This is a genomic window from Bradyrhizobium sp. T-1, from assembly GCF_053592855.1.
Window position 1 is genome coordinate 1 of sequence record NZ_CM132115.1, and the last position, 17,972, is coordinate 17,972.

General features: G+C 66.0%; 13 protein-coding genes. 12 read left to right on the top strand and 1 reads right to left on the bottom strand.

Going from position 1 to position 17,972, the window contains the following annotated elements:
- The 11 genes from dnaA (at position 1) to ACWAT4_RS00055 (ending at position 15,286) form a co-directional block, all read left to right on the top strand.
- Positions 1–1,413, top strand: a complete 1,413-nt coding sequence (dnaA, locus tag ACWAT4_RS00005) for a chromosomal replication initiator protein DnaA (protein ID WP_249210019.1) — start codon at positions 1–3, stop codon at positions 1,411–1,413.
- Positions 1,414–1,661: 248 nt separating this feature from the next.
- A complete protein-coding gene (dnaN, locus tag ACWAT4_RS00010; RefSeq protein WP_212302072.1) occupies positions 1,662–2,780 on the top strand; it encodes a DNA polymerase III subunit beta in 1,119 nt (372 codons plus the stop codon).
- 99 nt (positions 2,781–2,879) lie between these two features.
- Complete coding sequence (gene recF, locus ACWAT4_RS00015; RefSeq protein WP_449729549.1) at positions 2,880–4,016, top strand: DNA replication/repair protein RecF; 1,137 nt, start codon at positions 2,880–2,882, stop codon at positions 4,014–4,016.
- Between the two features lie 121 nt (positions 4,017–4,137).
- The gene (locus tag ACWAT4_RS00020) at positions 4,138–4,929 is read left to right on the top strand and encodes a hypothetical protein (protein WP_449729550.1); all 792 of its coding nucleotides are present in this window, start codon (positions 4,138–4,140) and stop codon (positions 4,927–4,929) included.
- A gap of 158 nt (positions 4,930–5,087) precedes the next feature.
- Entirely contained in the window at positions 5,088–7,265 is a 2,178-nt protein-coding gene (locus ACWAT4_RS00025; protein WP_449729551.1) for a hypothetical protein, read from the top strand.
- Between the two features lie 78 nt (positions 7,266–7,343).
- The gene (locus ACWAT4_RS00030; RefSeq protein WP_449729552.1) at positions 7,344–8,162 is read left to right on the top strand and encodes a hypothetical protein; all 819 of its coding nucleotides are present in this window, start codon (positions 7,344–7,346) and stop codon (positions 8,160–8,162) included.
- A gap of 282 nt (positions 8,163–8,444) precedes the next feature.
- On the top strand, positions 8,445–10,880 hold the full coding sequence (gyrB, locus tag ACWAT4_RS00035) for a DNA topoisomerase (ATP-hydrolyzing) subunit B (RefSeq protein WP_212302068.1): 2,436 nt from the start codon (positions 8,445–8,447) through the stop codon (positions 10,878–10,880).
- 265 nt (positions 10,881–11,145) lie between these two features.
- Entirely contained in the window at positions 11,146–11,610 is a 465-nt protein-coding gene (locus tag ACWAT4_RS00040; protein WP_449729553.1) for a hypothetical protein, read from the top strand.
- 120 nt (positions 11,611–11,730) lie between these two features.
- Positions 11,731–13,026: a UDP-N-acetylglucosamine 1-carboxyvinyltransferase gene (gene murA / locus ACWAT4_RS00045; RefSeq protein ID WP_212302066.1), complete on the top strand. Its 1,296-nt coding sequence runs from the start codon at positions 11,731–11,733 to the stop codon at positions 13,024–13,026.
- Between the two features lie 200 nt (positions 13,027–13,226).
- The gene (locus tag ACWAT4_RS00050) at positions 13,227–14,639 is read left to right on the top strand and encodes an MATE family efflux transporter (RefSeq protein WP_212302151.1); all 1,413 of its coding nucleotides are present in this window, start codon (positions 13,227–13,229) and stop codon (positions 14,637–14,639) included.
- A complete protein-coding gene (locus ACWAT4_RS00055; RefSeq protein ID WP_449729554.1) occupies positions 14,636–15,286 on the top strand; it encodes a DsbA family protein in 651 nt (216 codons plus the stop codon). Before ACWAT4_RS00050 ends, ACWAT4_RS00055 begins: the two co-directional genes overlap by 4 nt.
- Before the next feature lie 81 nt (positions 15,287–15,367).
- On the opposite strand, the gene ACWAT4_RS00060 is transcribed toward ACWAT4_RS00055, so the two are convergent.
- Positions 15,368–16,483 (bottom strand): FUSC family protein, encoded by a 1,116-nt coding sequence (locus ACWAT4_RS00060; protein ID WP_212424277.1) that lies wholly within the window; start codon positions 16,481–16,483, stop codon positions 15,368–15,370.
- A gap of 117 nt (positions 16,484–16,600) precedes the next feature.
- On the opposite strand from ACWAT4_RS00060, the gene ACWAT4_RS00065 reads away from it, so the two are divergent.
- Positions 16,601–17,971: an MmgE/PrpD family protein gene (locus ACWAT4_RS00065; protein WP_212302063.1), complete on the top strand. Its 1,371-nt coding sequence runs from the start codon at positions 16,601–16,603 to the stop codon at positions 17,969–17,971.
- The last annotated feature ends 1 nt before the right edge of the window (position 17,972 follow it).

The following is a 17,972-nucleotide window of genomic DNA, read 5'->3' on the forward strand; positions in this document are numbered from 1 at the left end:
ATGACGACATCGGAACAGGATCGCTGGTCACGCGTGAAGAATCGCCTGCGCACGAACGTTGGTGAGGACGTCTATACGAGCTGGTTTGCGCGCATGGATCTCGAAGGCGTGCAGGACGAGAGCGTGCGTCTCTCGGTCCCGACGCGGTTCCTGAAGAGCTGGATCCAGGCCCATTATGCCGAGCGTGTGCTGTCATGCTGGCAGGCCGAGATGCCGGAAGTGCATCGTATCGACCTCACCGTCCGCTCCGCCGTGCGCCCCGTGGTGCAGCCGAAGGAAGCGCCGGCGCCGGTCGAAGCACGCCGCGCGCCTGCGCCGGAGCTGCGCTCGACCGCGACCGCGCCGGTCTCCGCCAATCATGACGCGCTCGGCGGCTCGCCGCTCGATCCGCGCCTGACCTTTGCAAGCTTCGTCATCGGCCGTTCCAACACGCTGGCGCATGCCGCCGCGCGCCAGGTCGCCGAAGGACGTCGCGGCGACCCCGTGATGTTCAACCCGCTCTACATCCATGCCGGCGTTGGCCTCGGCAAGACGCATCTGTTGCAGGCGGTGACCTGGGCCGGCAATTCCGGCAACGAGCGCAAGGTGCTCTACCTGACCGCAGAAAAATTCATGTACGGCTTCGTCGCCGCGCTGAAGACGCAGACGGCGCTGGCCTTCAAGGAAGCGCTGCGCGGCATCGACGTGCTCGTCATCGACGACCTCCAGTTCCTGCAGGGTAAGTCGACGCAGGCCGAGTTCTGTCACACGCTGAATGCGCTGATCGATGCCGGCCGTCAGGTCGTGATTGCTGCCGACCGTCCGCCGTCCGACCTGGAAAGCCTGGACGATCGGGTCCGCTCGCGCCTCGCCGGCGGTCTCGTGGTCGAGATGGGCTCGCTCGGCGAGGAGCTGCGCCACGGCATTCTCAAGTCGCGCGTCGCGGCGGCCCGCACCCATCATGCGACTTTCGACGTACCGGAAGAGGTGCTGCATTATCTGGCGCGCGCCATCACCCATAACGGCCGTGACCTCGAAGGCGCGATCAACCGCCTCTTGGCGCATTCGAAGCTCAACAACCGGCCGGTGACGCTGGAGATGGCCGAGCACGAGGTGCGCGATCTGATCCGGCCGCAGGAGCCGAAGCGGATCAAGATCGAGGACATCCAGCGCGTGGTGGCGCGGCAGTATAATGTCAGCCGCTCCGACCTCTTGTCCTCGCGCCGGACCGCCAATGTGGTGCGTCCGCGCCAGGTGGCGATGTATCTCGCCAAGACGCTGACCCTGCGCTCACTGCCGGAAATCGGCCGCCGCTTCGGTGGCCGCGACCACACCACCGTGCTGCACGCCGTGCGCAAGATCGAGGCGCTGGTGTCCAGGGACAATGCGCTGTCGGAGGAAGTGGAGTCGCTGAAGCGCCAGCTTCAGGAATAAACGCCTAGACCTCCCGCCATTCTCCCGCCGCCCCGGCCATGCCTGGGCGGCGGTGTTCGTTTTGGCGGTAAATCGTGGGGAACTGGCTCCCGATCCCTTGAATCCCGGGGCTATCCGCGCCACCTTGCGCGACCCTGACGGCTTTGGTCATATCGGCTCGATGACCCGGCCTGCCGGGGTCTTCGGTGCCGCGGCGCGCTGTCCTCCGCCCGGCTTTTTCCATCTTTGGGGATCGGGCGAGTAGTGCAATGAAGGTTACGGTCGAACGCGCGCAACTCCTGAAATCGCTGGGCCATGTCCACCGCGTGGTCGAGCGCCGCAACACGATTCCGATCCTGGGCAACGTGCTGGTCCGCGCCGAGAACGCGAAATTGTCGCTGAAGGCGACCGACCTCGACCTCGAGGTGACGGAGACGCTTCCTGCGGAAACCGCGACCGCGGGCTCGACCACCGTGCCGGCGCACATGTTCTACGACATCGTGCGCAAGCTGCCTGATGGGTCCCAGATCGTGCTGGAGGCCGACGGCGACCGCGCGGTGCTGGCGATCCGCGCCGGCCGCTCGCGCTTCACGCTGCAGACCCTGCCGGAGAACGATTTCCCGGATCTCGCCGCGGGCGACCTGTCGCACGCGTTCAATCTCGCCGCCAAGGACGTCAAGCGGCTGATCGACCGCACCCAGTTCGCGATCTCCACCGAGGAGACGCGCTATTATCTCAACGGCATCTATCTGCATGCCGCGGGCACGGCGAAGGCCGCGACCCTGCGCGGCGTCGCCACCGACGGCCACCGCCTCGCCCAGCTCGACCTGGTGCAGCCCAAGGGCGCCGAGGGCATGCCCGGCGTGATCGTGCCGCGCAAGACCGTCGGCGAGGTGCAGCGCCTGATCGAGGACACCGACGCCGAGATGACGATCGAGCTGTCGCAGGCCAAGATCCGCTTCACCATCGGCAACGTGGTGCTGACCTCGAAGCTGATCGACGGCACCTTCCCCGATTACGGCCGCGTCATCCCGCAGGGCAACGACAAGGAACTCGTCGTCGACAAGAAGGACTTCGAGAACGCGGTCGACCGCGTCTCGACGATCTCGAGCGAGCGCGGCCGCGCGGTCAAACTGTCGCTGTCGCCGGGCAAGCTGGTGCTGTCGGTCACCAATCCGGATTCCGGCAGCGCCACCGAAGAGATCGAGGTCGAATACGCCTCCGACGCGCTCGATATCGGCTTCAACTCCCGCTACCTGCTCGACATCGCCGCCCAGATCGAAGGCGACGTCGCCACCCTGAAGCTCGCCGACCCCGGCTCACCGACCCTGGTGCAAGACCGCGACGACAAGAGCGCGCTGTACGTGCTGATGCCGATGCGGGTGTGAGGGGCTACCGGCCTCCGCACGCATTGACTACATCCGTCATGGCCGGGCATAGCCGTCCGAAGGGCGGCGCCGCTGACGCGCGCCAATGACAAAGACAGCATGACCCCCTCCCGCATTCATCGCCTGACGCTGACGCATTTTCGCAATTATCGGGCGGCGGGGCTCGAGACGGCGGCTGACATGGTGGCGCTGGTCGGGCCGAACGGGGCGGGCAAGACCAATTGCATCGAGGCGATCTCGTTCCTGTCGCCGGGCCGGGGCTTGCGGCGCGCCACGCTGGAGGATGTCGCCGACAACCAGGGCGATGGGTCCTGGGCGGTGTCGGCGCAGGTCGAGGGCGCGCTGGGGCTCGCCACGCTCGGCACCGGCATCGAGCCGCCGCGCGCGGACGCTTCCGCGAGCCGCCGCTGCCGCATCGACCGCGAGCCCGTCAATTCTGCGGCCGCCTTCGGTGACCATATTCGCATGGTGTGGCTGACGCCGGCGATGGACGGGCTGTTCATGGGCGCTGGTTCCGAGCGGCGGCGCTTCTTCGACCGCCTGGTGCTCGCGATCGACAGCGAGCATTCCAGCCGCATCAATGCGCTGGAACGTTCCCTGCGCTCGCGCAACCGTCTGCTCGAGACGCGCAATTACGACGACCATTGGTGTGACGCGATCGAGCGCGAGACCGCCGAGCTCGCGGTCGCGGTGGCCGCGACGCGCGGCCAGACTGCGGCGCGGCTCACCGGCATGCTCAACGCGCGCGCGCAAGCCTCCGCATTTCCGTCAGCGCAGATCGCGCTCGACGGCTGGATGGAGAACGCGCTGCTGCAGGAGACCGCGACGTCGGTCGAGGACCGCTATCGCCAGATCCTGCGCGACAACCGCCCGCGCGATGCGATTGCCGGCCGCACCACCGACGGCCCGCATCTCACCGATCTCCAGGTGATCTATGCGCCGAAGAGCATGCCGGCGCGCGATGCCTCCACCGGCGAGCAGAAGGCGCTGCTGATCGGCCTCGTGCTGGCGCATGCGACGCTGGTCGCGGAGATGACCGGCATCGTGCCGCTGCTCTTGCTCGACGAGGTCGTCGCCCATCTCGACCCCAACCGCCGCACCGCGCTGTTCGACGAACTGCGCAAGCTCGGCGCGCAGGTCTGGCTGACCGGCGCGGACCCGGCCGCGTTCACCGAGATCGGCGCCGGCGGCGAAGTGTTTGACGTCGAGAGCGGACGCGTTTCCGCCCGGCGATAGCCGGCTTTGTTGAACCTCGCTTATTCGGGCCGCGACTAGGTCTGTGAGGCCGCGCTGGCGGTGTCGCAGCCGTTGCAATCGCGCAATCGACACGCGCGATATCCCTGGAGAGAGAGAGACCATGACGACGGTAAGGCAAGGGGCGAAAGTCCCGGCACGATGGCGGCTGTTCGTGTGCGGCCTCGCTCTGATCGCAAGCTGCGCGCTTGCCGCAAGCGCCGGCGCCTGGCGCTGCGCGCTTGCCGCAAGCGCCGGCGCCTGGGTGCCGCATCTCGCGCCGCTGTTTTCGTCCGCCCTCGCGCCGGATCCCGACGCCGCCCTGCCCGCACCGACCCGAACCAGCTATCGCGAGATCGGCACCACCAAGATGCTCGGCATCGAGGCGCCGCTGCGGACCAGGCTCACGGCTCGCATTCCCGCAAAGCTCGGCGACGTCCTCGCCTTCTACCGCACCGAGCTCGGAAAGCTCGGCTGGCAGGAACAGCACGATGGCGCCGTGATCGCCACCGATCACGTCCGGCTCACCTTCGCGACCCCGCTGGGGCCGGCGGCGCTGGAGCTTGACCGCAAGGACTCGAGCACCTCAGTCAATCTGGTGCAGCGAAACCGCGAGGCCGCGACCATGGCGCATGTCATGCCCCGGCCCGGCCGCGCGGCGCTGATGCTCACCAATCTCAGCGACAAGGAAGCCGTGCTCACGGTCGACAACCACACCATCACGCTCCCCGCCCGCGCCGGCAAGGAACGCCCGGAGGCGCCGCTGTTCAACATGCCGCCGGGCAAATATTCATACGCGTTGAAGATCGACGGCGGCCCGGACCGCAACACAACGATCGAGCTGGTGGCCGGCGATGCCTGGGAGGTCACGATCGGTCCGGAGGGTGACCTCTGGTCGCCGCTGCAGCTCTATTGAGCCCCGCCCCCTCCTGACCCCGCCTGCGGCGCCTCGGGATACCGCTGTTGAACCTTGCCGGTTCCTGCCGCGACTAGTCGTCTGAGGCCGCGCCGACGGTGTCGCAGCCTGCAATTGCGCGGGGATCAGGACCCACGCGAAATCCGGGAGTCTTTCAGATGTCGATGATCGAGCGCGGGACGCAGGTCCCGGCACGCTGGCGGCTGCTTGCCTGCGGCCTTCTGCTGATGGCAAGCGTTTCGCTGCCCGCGCGCGCCGACGACGGCATCGTCGACGTCCACGGCCTGCCGCAGCTCGAAGGCGCGGTGCAGGATCCCTCGCTTGGAAAGGGCGGCGGCGTCGAATATCGCATGCCGACACCGGAGGCCGTAACAGCACCGGCGGTGAAGAAGCTCCTGAGCGCCAATGGCTGGGTGCCTTATGTGCGACCGCTGGAGGAGAAGAGCACCACACTGAATTTCAAGAAGGGACGGCAGGGCCTTTCGGTCTTCCTCACCCAGGCCCTGGGCCGACCCGACCAGTCCGTGGTCCACTATTCGTACGACCGGATCTACGGGAACGTGCCGTTCCCCGATGGCGCGAGTGACATCATGTTCGATGGCACCAGGCCCTATCTCGGCTGCATCGCGCCCGGCACGCTCGATGGGACGTCGGATTTCTACGCCAGCCAGATGGCTGCGATCGGCTGGCAGAAGCTCACGCCGGAAACCGCCACACGCTGGACGACCAGCCTGGAGGAGACCGTTCCCAACGGCTTTCGTGCATTTTACGCGCACGCTGATAGCGAGGAGACTGGCTTCTACCGACAGAAGCCGGTCATGCTGACGCTGACGCGCCGCGACGACGGCCGCACCAATGTGGACATCCGCGTCGCGCCCTTCGCTTTGCCCGGAGAGCTCAAGGCCGACAGCGATCTTGCCGGCCTGCCGCGACCGAATTCGACCAAGTCAGCCAGGGGCCTCGGCGGCGCAAGCTCCAACAAGCGCGAAATGTCCGCCGCCGTGATGGCCGAGCTGCCCGCCGTGCTCGCCTTCTATCATCGCGAGCTCGCCGCGCGTGGCTGGCAGGAGGATGGCAGTGCGCCGCTCGCGCCCGGCGACGAGGTGGCGATCAAGGTCTCCACGAACGAGGAAACCGGCGTGCTGCGGCTCGGCCGCAAATACGATTTCACCATGGTCAGCATGATCGCGCAGCTGAAGGAGTCGGCGCTTGCCGCCCGCGCCAAGGCGAAGAAGGAAGCTGACGAGCAATTCATGAAGGACGCGGAGGCGATGACGAAACAGGTCCTCGCTGAAGACGCGGCCCGTCGCAAGGTACAGGCCGCCACGCTCTCCGATGCGCCGTTGCAGGCACAGGCCGGCAGCACCACGCCGGTGCCGCTGCCGGAGACCGCGCAGGAGGTGAATTTCGATGGCCCCGGTGGCCGGCTCGAATTCAATGCCGCCTCCAGCGTCAAGGCGCTCGCCACGTTCTACCGTTCATCGCTGAAGCAGGCGGGCTGGAAAGAGCAGCCGTCGGTCATCAACCAGCCGAACATGGCCGTGCTGGAATTCGCCAAGGGCGGCAAGGCGATCTCGTTCACCGTGATGCAGATGGGCGCGAAGGTGAATGTCAGCGCCGATGGCTCGGGCCTCAAGATGGCCGCGGCTAACCCTGTCTCCAAGAGCGGCCCTGCGAGCAACGATGCGGCTGGCGTGCAGGCCAAAGCATCCGGCCCGCTGGAAGCAGACCCGGACTCCGCGCTGCCCGTGCCGAAGCAGCGCAGCTCGACCTCGCTTGGCACGGCAAAGCTGCCCGGCGTCGAGGTGCCGTTCCGCCGCGAGCTCGAAGCCAACGTGCCCGCCGAGCTCAGCGACGTGCTCGCGTTCTATCGCCGCGAGCTGACAAAGCTCGGTTGGCAGGAGAAGCCGGACGGCGCGGTGACGACCGCCGATCGCGTGCAGCTCGCCTTCGCCTCCCCGCAGGGCCCGGCGATGTTGAAGCTCGGCCGCACCAGGGGCGAGACGTCGATCGACCTCGTGCAGAAGAACCCGGATGCCGCGACCAAGGCCGACATCATGCCGAAGCCAGGTCAGGCCAAGCTGCTGCTGGGCAATATGGGCAACCAGGAAGCCGTGCTCACCATCAACAAGCAGACCATCAAGGTCGCCGCCGGCGCCGGTGGCCCTCAATCGCCGAAGGGGCCGATGCTCGATCTGCCGCCCGGCAAGTATCAATACGCGCTGAAAATCGCTGGCCGGCCGGCCCGCAACGAAGCGATCGAGCTCGTCGCAGGCGATGCCTGGGGCCTGATGGTGGGTCCGACCGGCGAAGTGCTGCCGCTGCAGATGTATTGATCCCGTCACCCTTGCTTGGAAAGGCCAGGTTGAACCTGGCCGTTCCGTGAGGCGACTAGTGCTGCAGAGGCGGCGGCAATGCGTATTGCGACCGCCGCATCGCGCGAAGATCACGACGCGCGATATCCCTGGAGAGTGAGTGAGACGATGGTCAAGCGCGCGTCAAATATTCCGACAGGATGGCGGCTGTTGGTGTGCGGCCTCTTGCTTCTCGCGAGCTGCCCGCTTCCGGCACACGCCGAGGGCGCGGTGCCGGACATGGCGCGGCTGTATTTGGCGCGGCTGTCGCCCGGGCCGCTCAAGCTCGATCCTGGTGTCGATCTGCCCGTGCCGACCCGGATCAGCCACAGGCACTTCACCACCCAATATGCTGACGGCGTCAAGGCTCCGATCCGGCGTACGCTCAGCGCCAGTATCCCTGCCGAGTTCAGCGACGTGCTCGCCTTCTACCGTGCCGAGCTGCCGAAGCTCGGTTGGCAAGAAGTGGCAGGTGGGGCCGCGGTCGCAGCCGAGCACGCGGAGTTCTCGTTCACATCCCCAGAGGGGCCAGTCACCTTGATGCTCGGCCGCGCGAAGGACGAGACCACGGTCGAGCTGGTGCAGCGGAACACAGAGGCCGCCGCCAAGGCCAACTTCCTGCCGATGCCAGGACAGGCGCGGCTGATCTTCGGCTATCTTGTGCCTGACGTGGCTTCGCTCGCGATCAACGATCAAACCATCAAGATCGCGGGCGGCGTCAATCATCCGCAAACGCTGGATCTGCCGCCCGGCACGTATTCCTACACTCTTGTCGTATCAGGCCATCGGATGCGCACTGCTAGCATCACCGTGGCCGCAGGCGAGGCCTGGGCCCTCAGGTTGAGCGACGACGAGAGCAAGTCGGACCGGATCTACTGAACCCAGGGCCTGCTCCGGGCCGCGATGGCACCTCGGAACAGCTCTCCGCGCCCCCGCAAAATCCGCGCCTTTGAGGGCTCAAAACAGCGTCCCGAATCGGGCTTTTTGCGAGCCCCGGAATCGACCTTCTCACGCCTTGAAAACCCGCCCAAAAACCCCATCTACTCAAAGGGTTGCCGGGAGATACTTTGCGCTAGGCGCAATCGGTCTTTCATGGCACAAATAGCTTGCAGATCAGCGCCTTTTGCGCGGCTGATTCGGGCGACATTTCGAAGGCCTCTCATGACAGAACCTGCTCGGCAGCCTGCTGCCGAAAACGAGCCCTCCACCGCGAGCGAATATGGCGCGGAATCGATCCGCGTGCTCAAGGGGCTCGATGCCGTCCGCAAGCGCCCCGGCATGTATATCGGCGATACCGATGACGGCTCGGGCCTGCACCACATGGTCTACGAGGTCGTCGACAACGCGATCGACGAAGCGCTGGCGGGCCACGCCACGCGCGTCGATGTCGTGCTCAATGCCGACAATTCCGTCACCGTGCGCGACGACGGCCGCGGCATTCCGGTCGACATCCACAAGGGCGAAGGCATCTCGGCAGCCGAGGTCATCATGACCCAGCTTCACGCCGGCGGAAAGTTCGACCAGAACTCCTACAAGGTCTCCGGCGGCCTGCACGGCGTCGGCGTCTCCGTCGTCAACGCGCTGTCGAGCAAGCTGGGCCTGCGCATCTGGCGCGACGACAAGGAGCATTACATCGAGTTCGCCCACGGCGATGCGGTCGCACCGCTCAAGGTCGTCGGCGATGCGCCGGGCCGGCGCGGCACCGAGGTGACGTTCCTGGCCTCGGGCGAGACCTTCAAGAACATCGAATACGACTTCGCGACGCTCGAGCATCGTCTGCGCGAGCTCGCCTTCCTCAATTCCGGCGTCAACATCGCCCTCTCCGACATGCGTCACGCGGTCGAGAAGCGCGAGGAGATGTACTATTCCGGCGGCGTCGAGGAGTTCGTCAAATATCTCGACCGCAACAAGAAGGCCCTGGTGCCCGCGCCGATCATGGTGCGCGCGGAGGCCAACGGCATCGGCGTCGAGGCCGCGCTGTGGTGGAACGACAGCTACCACGAGAACGTGCTGTGCTTCACCAACAACATCCCGCAGCGTGACGGCGGCACCCATCTCGCCGGTTTCCGCGGCGCGCTGACGCGCCAGGTCAACGGCTATGCCGAGGCCAACGCGAAGAAGGAAAAGATTGCGCTCACCGGCGACGATTGCCGCGAAGGCCTCACCGCCGTGCTGTCGGTGAAGGTGCCGGACCCGAAGTTTTCGTCGCAGACCAAGGACAAGCTGGTGTCCTCGGAAGTGCGCCCGGTGGTCGAGAACGTGCTGAACGAGGCGCTGCAGGCCTGGTTCGAGGAGCATCCGTCCGAGGCCAAGATGATCGTCGGCAAGGTGATCCAGGCCGCCGCCGCCCGCGAAGCGGCGCGAAAGGCGCGCGAGCTGACGCGCAAGAGCCCGCTCTCGGTCTCCTCGCTGCCCGGCAAGCTCGCCGACTGCCAGGAGAAGGACCCGGCGAAATCAGAACTGTTCATCGTCGAGGGCGACTCGGCAGGCGGCAGCGCCAAGCAGGGCCGCAACCGTGAATTCCAGGCGGTGCTGCCGCTGCGCGGCAAGATCCTCAACGTGGAACGCGTCCGGCCCGACAAGATGCTGGGCAGCGAGCAGATCGGTACGCTGATCACCGCACTCGGAACGAGCATCGGCGACGAGTTCTCGGTCGAGAAGCTGCGCTATCACAAGATCATCGTGATGACCGACGCCGACGTCGACGGCGCCCACATCCGCACGCTGCTGCTCACCTTCTTCTACCGGCAGATGCGCGACATCATCGACGGCGGCTATCTCTATATCGCCCAGCCGCCGCTGTATAAGGTTTCGCGCGGCAAGTCCGAGCAATATCTGAAGGACGAGCGCGCGCTGGAAGATTATCTGATCGACGCCGGTCTCGACGACTGCGTCTACATTCCCGGCACCGGTGGCGATCGGTCCGGCCGTGATCTGCGCGCGCTGGTCGATGACGCCCGCGTGGTCCGCAGCATCCTGCGCAATTTGCACAGCCGCTATAACCGCAAGGTGATCGAGCAGGCCGCCATCACCGGCGTGCTGAACAAGTCGGTCTACGGCAACCCGGAGAACGCCGCGGCCGCGGCGCAGTACATCGCGACCCGGCTGGACAACCAGGCCGAGGAGGTCGAGCGCGGCTGGGTCGGGCAGTTCGTCGAAGGCCAGGGTTTCCTGTTCGAGCGCACCGTGCGCGGCGTCAAGGAAGCGGCTGTCATCGACGATGCGCTGCTCGGTTCGGCCGAGGCACGCAAGCTCGACGAGTACACGACGAAGCTGCAGGACGTCTATGCCCGCTCCGGCAAGCTGCGGCGCAAGGATACCGAGCACGTGGTGCACGGCCCGGTCGATCTGTTCGAGGCGGTGACCGAAGCCGGCCGCAAGGGCATCACGCTGCAGCGCTACAAAGGCCTCGGCGAGATGAACCCGGAGCAGCTCTGGGAGACCACGCTCGACACCGACGTGCGCTCGCTGCTGCAGGTGAAGGTCAAGGAGGTCGACGAGGCCGACGACATCTTCACCAAGCTGATGGGCGACGTGGTCGAACCGCGCCGCGACTTCATCCAGGAACATTCGCTCAGCGCGACGATCGATATTTGAGGGCCCTGTACGTTTGATGCTCGGTGCGAGTCCCGGGCACGGATCACCTCTCCCCGCTGGGGAGAGGTCGGAGCGCATCGATAGATGTGCTCCGGGTGAGGGGTTACAGTCTCACCGGCTGCTGCAGCCCCTCACCCGGATTGCTGCGCAATCCGACCTCTCCCCGCTGGGGAGAGGTAATGGGCACGGCGACCCCTGAACCTCACCGCCCGCAATCGCGACGAAATGGCGTGAACCCGTTGGCCAATCCGGCCGGGAAATGTCCATGAGCGCTCCTGCGATCAAGCCTGCCATTCCGTCACGCCGGCTTGGCGTGATCGGGAGCCTCATCGGCCTGCTGGCTTTCATGGCGGCCGTGCTGCCGCATTGGGTCGTGCCGATGGTGTATCCGCCACCAGCAGTTGACCAGGTGATCGTCGACACCGGGCACCGCATCAAGGATCGTATCGTCGCGCGCGTGAAGGGCGTTGAATATCAGGCGCCGACAGTTGAAAAATCGGCTGGAAGAAGCTGGAGCGAAATTGCATCGGTCACGGCGATCTCACTCGGCCTGCTCGCCATCCTGCTGTCCGTCCTCTCGCTGATCTTTCGAGAAGAGCGCCTCCTTGCCGCCGTCGCCGCCACGCTCGGCACCGGCGCCATTGCGATCGAGATCTCCTTCGTCATGATCGGCGCGCTGATCCTGATCGCGATCCTCTATGTGGTGGGAAATATCATCGGCCTGTTTTGAGGCCGTCTGGCCGGCAGGCCGTCCAGAACCACGGCCAGCGCAATTGCTACCGCGCTCAATTCCCTATAGTTTCCGCCTCCCAAGCAGCCCGCCCCAACCCAACAGGACGGAGAGATCCAAGTGGCGCCCATCCAATATATCGTCGAGGGCGGTCACCGGCTCTCGGGCTCGATCGAGCCGGCCGGCAACAAGAATTCGGCGCTGCCGATCATCGCCGCCGCCCTGCTCACCGAACATCCGGTGACGCTTCAGAACGTGCCGCGGATCCGCGACACCGAGACGCTGGTCGAGTTGATCTGCTCGGTCGGCGCGTCAGCGGAATGGACCGCGCGCAACACGCTTCACATCCACGCCAAGAGCATCCGTGCCGCCGATCTCGACCCCGAGCTCTGCGTTCGCATCCGCGCCTCGATCCTGCTCGCGGGCCCGCTGCTCGCACGCTGCGGCGAGGTGATGCTGCCGCCACCCGGCGGCGACGTCATCGGCCGGCGCCGGCTCGACACGCATGTGTTGGCGCTGGAACAGCTCGGCGCCAAGGTCACCGCAACGGACCGGCTGGAATTCCGCTGCCCCAAGCTCACCGGCGCCGACGTGTTCCTGGACGAGCCGAGCGTCACCGCGACCGAGAACGCGCTGGTCGCGGCGGTTGCCGCCGACGGTGTCACCCATTTGCGCAACGCGGCCTCGGAGCCGCATGTGCAGGACCTCGCCAACTTCCTGGTTGCACTCGGTGCGAAGATCGAGGGCATCGGCACCAACACCATGATCGTTCATGGCCCGGCGACGCTGGGCGGCACGACCTATGCGATCCAGCCCGATCATATCGAGGTCGGCTCGCTGATCGGACTTGCCGCCGTGACGCGCTCGCCCTTGCGCATCGTGCGCGCCGGCGTGGAGCATCTGCGCTCGATCCGCATGGGTTTCGAGCGGCTCGGCATCGTCTGCCGCGTCGAGGGCGACGATCTCATCGTGCCGTCGAACCAGACGCTGAAGATCCAGGACGATTTCGGCGGCCACGTGCCGAAGCTCGAGGACCAGCCATGGCCGGCGTTCCCGGCCGATCTGATGTCGATCGCGATCGTCACTGCCACGCAATGCGAAGGCGTGATCCTGATGTTCGAGAAGATGTTCGAATCGCGCATGTTCTTCGTCGACAAGCTGATCGGGATGGGTGCGCGCATCGTGCTGTGCGATCCGCATCGCGCCATCATCGCAGGGCCCAGCCGGCTGCACGGCGCGACGCTGAGCTCGCCCGACATCCGCGCCGGCATGGCGATGCTGCTCGCCGCCGTCTGCGCCGAGGGCACCTCCACCATCAACAATGCCGACCAGATCGAGCGCGGCTATGAACGCATCGACGAGCGGCTGAACGCGTTGGGTGCGAAGATCCGGCGCGTGCCGGAACGGAAGGGGTGATCTTCGCCTCTCTCCGCTTGCGGGGAGAGGCCGGAATGCGCATACCAGCGCGGATTCCGGGTGAGGAGGACTCTCCGCGAGCCCAACCGCCAGCTTTTCCGCGGAGAAAACCCCTCACCCCGCCCCTCTCCCCGCAAGCGGGGCGAGGGAGAAGAAACCGGGGCCATGTTTTCGACGTGTGGCTGTGCTATTTCACCACCATGCTCGACACCGTCCAACCGCAACAGCAGCCGCAAACCGGCGTGCCGCAAAACCATCTCGCACGAGAGTTCGTCGAGACATTGCGACTGGCCGTGCCGATGATGCTGACGCAGCTCGGGCAGATCGCGATGATTACGAGCGATCTCGCATTGATCGGCCGGCTCGGCGAGGACGCGGTCGCCGCTGCGGCACTTGCGCACACCGTCTATTTTGTCAGCTTCACCTTCGGGCTTGGATTGATGGCTGCGGTGTCGCCGCTGGCCGCCCAGGCGTTCGGCGCCGGCGACGTCAGGCGCATCCGCCGTTCCTTGCGCGTCGGCCTGTGGGTGGCGTTCCTGATCTCGCTGCCGATGATGGCCTCGCCGCTTTATGGCGAGCACATCCTGATTGCGCTTGGGCAAGCGCCGCATTCCGCCGCTCTCGCGCAGCGCTATCTGAATGGCCTCGCCTGGGGCATCGCGCCGGCGCTCGGCTTCATCGCTCTGCGCAGCATGATGAGCGCGGTGAACCGGCCGCAGGCGCCGTTGTGGATCACGCTCGCGGCGATCCCCGCGAATTTCGCGCTGGTCTATTGCCTGATCCATGGCCTGTTCGGCCTGCCGGAGCTTGGCCTGTTCGGCGCCGGCCTTGCGACCACGCTGGTCAATCTCGGCACCTTCATCGCTGCGCTCGCCATCGCGGCGTGGCGCAAGCCGTTCGCCGATTATCATCCGCTGGCGCATCTGTGGCGGATCGATTGGCCATTGATGCGCCAGCTGATCGTGATCGGCGCGCCGATCTCGCTCTCGCTGCTGCTGGAATACGGCCTGTTCTCATCGGCCGCGCTGCTGATGGGATTGATCTCGACCACCGCCCTGGCCGCACACCAGATTGCGCTTCAGGTCACGGCCGTACTGTTCATGGTCCCGCTCGGGATCGGCATGGCTGCGACGGTGCGCGTCGGCCATGCCTTTGGCCGCGACGATCCGGCCGGCGTGCGGCGCGCGGGCCTCGTCGCCGCCGTGCTGGGGATCGCGTTCGTATCGGCGCTGACAGTCGCCATCATCCTTGGCCGCTATGGACTGGGGCGGCTGTTCTTCGGCGGCAGCGAGGCCAGCGCACCGACGGTCGAGCTGACCGCGACGCTTTTGCTGGTCGGCGCGACCTTCTTCATTGCCGATGCGCTGCAGACCATCATGGGCGGCGCACTGCGCGGCATCAATGACACCCAGATGACGCTGGTATTCGCAGCGATCGGCTATTGGTGCATCGGCTTCCCGATCGCCTGGGTGCTGGCCTTTCACGCCGGCCTCGGCGCGGTCGGCGTCTGGATCGGACTGTCGATCGGATCGTTCGTCTATGCCGGCCTCTTGATCTTGCGCTTCCGGATGCTGACGCGCAGACTGGTGGGGATCGTGGAGCCGGCCCGATGACGCTGTCCGTCGACCTGTTCTTTTCCTTTCGCAGCCCGTTCAGCTATCTGGCGCTGCCGAAGACGCTGAAACTGGTCGCGGAGTATGATCTCGCGGTAAACCTGCGGCCGGTCTATCCGCTCGCAGTGCGCGTGCCCGGCTTCTTCAAGAAGGCCAGTCCCAATTTCATTCGCTATGTGGTGCTCGACAGCACGCGCGTGGCGCAGCACGAGGGCATTCCGTTCCGCTTTCCGCGACCGGATCCGATCGTGCAGGACAAGACGACGTTCGATGTCGCGACAGAGCAGCCCTACATCCATCGTCTGACGCGGCTGGGCGCGATGGCTCAGCTCGACGGCCGCTCGCTCGCATTCACGGACGCGATCGCACGTGTGCTTTGGGATGGTTCAGTGACGGGCTGGAACGAAGGCGATCATCTCGCCCGCGACGCGGAGAAGGCCGGCTTCGATCTCGCCGCAATGGATGCGGCAATCGCAGCTGATCCGGATCGTTACGAGCAGGTGATCGCCGAAAACGAAAAGGATCACGCGGCATCGGGCCATTGGGGCGTGCCGACCTTCGTGTTCGAGAACGAGCCGTTCTTCGGCCAGGACCGCATCGACCTCCTGGTCTGGCGCATGCAGGGCAAGGGGCTGGCGAAGCGCTAAAGCGCATCGCGCTTTAGCCTTCTGTCTTGAGCATGATCTCTTCGGAAAACCGCTTCACACTTTTCCGGATCATGCTCCAGCTCACTCCGCGACCTTCACTGGCCCTTTCGCCGCGGTCTCGGACCATTCGCCGACGACGCGGTCGAGATCGCAGAGATTCTGGTGCATCTGCTCCAGCGAGAAGCCGAGCGCGAAGAAGCGCTCCGCGGTGTCGCCCGCATGGCCGCGGATCAGTCCGTCCTGGCGCACGGCCGCAACCGCCTCGGCATAGTGCTGGAGCGCGACGTGCACGGGATGGATCGGCGGCGCACCTGCGCCCTCGCGCAAGGCTTCGGCCGCGGATTTCAGGAAACGCACGATCGCCACACTGACTTCCGCCAGCGGCGCGGCAAGCCTGACCTGCACCTCGACCGGCAGCGGCACCACGGTGGCGCGGCCGATCATGACGACGTCGTGGCGCAGCCGGAGGATCGTGCGCAGCAGGGGACCGGTGTCGGGACCGCTCGACAGCCGCGCCGAACGTTCGCGCTCGGCCTCCGTGCCGATGGTATTCATCCCTACCATGGCGGTGCCGATGCCATCCTGGATCCGGTGCAGCGCATCGTTGTCGCGGCCACGCGTGAGGCCGGCAAGCAGCTCCGTAAACGCCTCCGCGATCAGCTCGAGGAGTTTTGCCGCGCTGGCGCGGATCTGGCGCACTGCGCGCGACGGCAGCACCAGGAACGAGACCAGGAGCCCGGTGATGGCGCCGACCGAAACCTCGCTGACGCGATCGATCGCCGACGCCATGGGATCGGCGTGATGCATGCTCGGAAGCACGAGCACGATCACGGCCGTCACCGTTGCAGAGCTCAGGTTCGGATAGATCGACGAGAGAAAGGCAAGCGGCGCGACGGCCAGCACCAGCAAACCCAGAAGACCAAGTTCGCCGGAATAGGGGATCAGGATTGCGATAGCGCCACCATAGACCGCGCCGCCGATCGTGCCGAGCATGTAGTCGCGCGTCGCCTTCAGCGAGCGCCCGACGCTCATCTGGGTCACGATGATGGAAGTGAGGACCGCCCAGAGCGGCAATAGCAGATGCAGAGCGGTGGCAAGTGCATAGGCCCCGGTGGCCGCGACCGTGACCCGGACCGCCAGCCCCAATTGCGTCTTTCGCGACCAGATCCAGTCGAACAGCTCCTTTGCGCCTGCCATCGTCGAATGTCCCGATCCTCGTAACCAGCCAGAAGCATAGCTGATGCCCGCAGCCCCAAGGCCGCTTGAAAGGCAAAATCAGCCCGCCTAATTTGCCGGCCAAAACGAGGAAACACGATGGCCCATGAATCCGCAACGCTCGCCGGCTATGTTGCCAACCTGAAATTCGCCGATATCCCGGCGGAGGTGCTGGAGCGCGCCAAGGTACTGACGCTGGATTTCCTCGGCAGCGCCATCCGCGCCCGCAGCGAAGCGGAATCCACCCCGTCGATCCTGAAGATGCTGGAAGCGCTTTCGCTCGACACCAAGGGCTGCTCCACCGTGTTCGGCGATGCCAAGACCTGGACGCCGGCGGTGGCGGCCCTGCTCAACGGCGCGCTCGGCCATTCCCTCGATTTCGACGATACGCATGCGGATTCCTCGCTGCATCCGAGCGCGCCGGTGGTTCCGGCCGCTTTTGCGGTCGGTGAGATGGTCGGCGCCTCCGGGCGCGACGTGCTGACGGCGATCGTCGCAGGCTATGAAGTGTGCTGCCGGCTCGGCAACGCGCTCGATCCGACCTCGCATTATGCGCGCGGCTTCCATCCCACTGCGACGGCCGGCACCTATGGCTCGGCCGCCGCGGCAGCCAAACTGTTCGGCCTCGGCGAGACGCAGATCATTGCCGCCTTCGGTGTCGCCGGCAGCCAGGCCGCGGGCTCGCTGCAATTCCTGATGAACGGCGCCTGGAACAAGCGCTACCAGGTCGGCGCCGCCGCGATGAACGGCGTGATCGCCGCGACGCTGGCGCGCAACGATTTCGTCGGATCGACGGAATCGGTCGAAGGCAAGCACGGCCTGCTCGCCGGCTACACCGACGATGCGCATCCGGACAAGGCGGTCGCCGGGCTCGGCAAGACCTATGAGACGATGAAGATCGGCGTGAAGCCGTATCCGAGCTGCCGCTACACCCATGCCGCGATCGACGCGCTGATCGCAATGCGCCGCGAGCACAATCTGACACCCGACCAGGTCAAGCGCGTCGAGATCGGCCTGCATCGCAACGGCATCACCCTGACCGGCGATGCCGCGACCAAGCGGCACCCGACCTCGATCGTCGGCGGCCAGTTCTCGATGTTCTTCACCGGTGCGCTCGCGCTCGACCAGGGCTCGTTCGGCTGGGACGATTACAACCGCCTCGGCGACACCGCCATCGACGCGCTCGCCGACAAGTTCGACGTGGTCCAGGACGATCGCCTCGAGATCGGCCGCACCCATCCCTTCGGCGCACGCGTCAGCATCACCACGGATGACGGCGTGCACGAACGCCTCTACGCCGATCCCTCGGGCGAGCCGAATTCCTTCCCCGACGCACAGGCGATGCAGCAGAAATTCCTGACGCTGGCGCGGCCGGTGCTGAACGCACGGGCCGACAAGTTCGCCGATGCGATCATGACGCTGGAGCGGTTCGACCGCGTGACGAAGGCGACGGAGCTGGGGCGGCAGTAGG